This is a genomic window from Blastococcus sp. KM273128, assembly GCF_021698975.1.
Classification (GTDB): Bacteria; Actinomycetota; Actinomycetes; order Mycobacteriales; family Geodermatophilaceae; genus Blastococcus.
Genome location: NZ_SSXA01000156.1, coordinates 1 through 1552 on the forward strand (window position 1 = coordinate 1; position 1552 = coordinate 1552).

1 protein-coding gene is annotated in these 1552 nt (G+C 77.7%); it reads right to left on the reverse strand.

Annotated elements, in window-relative coordinates; genetic code table 11:
* Positions 1-1427, reverse strand: a 1427-nt coding sequence (locus tag E9529_RS21370) for a protein kinase (protein WP_236833268.1), incomplete at its 3' end; no start/stop codon positions are given.
* Positions 1428-1552 lie beyond the last annotated feature (125 nt).

Below are 1552 nucleotides of genomic sequence, written 5' to 3' on the forward strand. Positions count from 1 at the left end.
GTCTCGGCGCCCGTCGCCGGCGGCGGGGCCTCGGCGGTCGGGGTGGGGCCGGGGGCGCCCTCGCGGTCGGCGGCTCCGGTCACCACCGGCTCACGCGGCCGGTCGGGCTGGTCCGGGGCGGCGGCGTAGCGGAGGAGCACCTGGTCACCGGCGCGCAGCGGGCGCCCGGCCGGCTCGACCCCGGTGACCACGTCCGGGTCGACGTCGTCGCGCACCTCGGCCCGCAGGGTGACGGTCAGCCCCAGGTCGGCGAGCCGCTCGGCGACCTCACCCACCGGCCGGCCGAGGAAGTCGGCCTCCTCCAGCACGATGCTGCCGTCGATCCGCTCCTCGGCCGCGGCGGCGGTGCTCGGCGTCCCGCCCTGGGTGAGCGCCTGGAGCAGCGTGGCGGTGATGGCGGCGCCGGCGAGCAGCCCGATGAGCGGCAGCAGCACGACCGCCAGCCGGCCGCGCCGCCGCGGAAGAGGCGGGTGCGCCGTCCGCGTCCCGGGCCGCCCCGCCGGGGACGACACGCCCCCGGGACGGCGACGCGCGGCACGGCGCCGGCGCGGCACGGCGTCCACGGTCACCGTCCCCGGGTCGGGACGGCGGCCGGCCCGCACCGCGGCCACGGCGACGGCGAAGCTCGCGCCGTCGGGGAAGCGCGCGCCGGGGTCCTTGACCAGGGCGCGCCGGATCAGCGTGCGGACGCCGGGGGGCAGCTCGCCGGGCAGCGGCTCGGGCTCCTGCTGGACCTGCTTGAGCGCGATGGTGACGGCGTTGTCGCCCTCGAACGCCGGGTGGCCGGTGAGGCACTCGTAGCCGATCAGGCCCAGGGCGTAGACGTCGCTGGCGGGGGTCGCGTGCCGCCCCTCGGCCTGCTCGGGCGAGAGGTACTGCGGCGTGCCGATGACCTGCCCGGTGCGGGTGAGGGCGACCCCGCGGGCCGACCAGGCGATGCCGAAGTCGGTGATCTTCACCGTGCCGTCGGGGCGGACCAGGATGTTGCCGGGCTTGACGTCGCGGTGCACCAGCCCGGTGCGGTGGGCCTCGGCCAGGGCGGCGGCGGTCTGCCCGAGCAGCGACAGGGTCGTGTCGGCGTCCAGCCGGCCCTCGCGGTGGAGCAGGGCCGACAGCGGCTCGCCCTCCACGAGCTCCATCACCAGGTAGGCGAGGGTCTCCCCCGAGCCGTCGCGGGCGGTCTCCTCGCCGTAGTCGTAGACGGCGGCGATGCCGGGGTGGTTCAGGCCTGCGGCGTGCTGCGCCTCGGCGCGAAAGCGGGCGACGAACGTGGGGTCGCCGGTGTACTCGCTGCGCAGCACCTTCACCGCGACGGGGCGGTGCAGGGCAACGTCCAGCCCGCGCCAGACCTGCCCCATGCCACCGGCGGCGATGAGCTCCTGCAGCTCGTAGCGGTCACCCAGGCGCCTGCGTCCTGGTTCCACCACGGGGGTCACTCCTCGTCCGTCCGGCCCGTGCGCACGGGCCGTGGCGTCGCCGCACAGGGCCCGCGCACCGCCCGCACCCCTCCACTGTCGATCCCACGGGGCACCGGGCCCCGCAGAACGGGGAC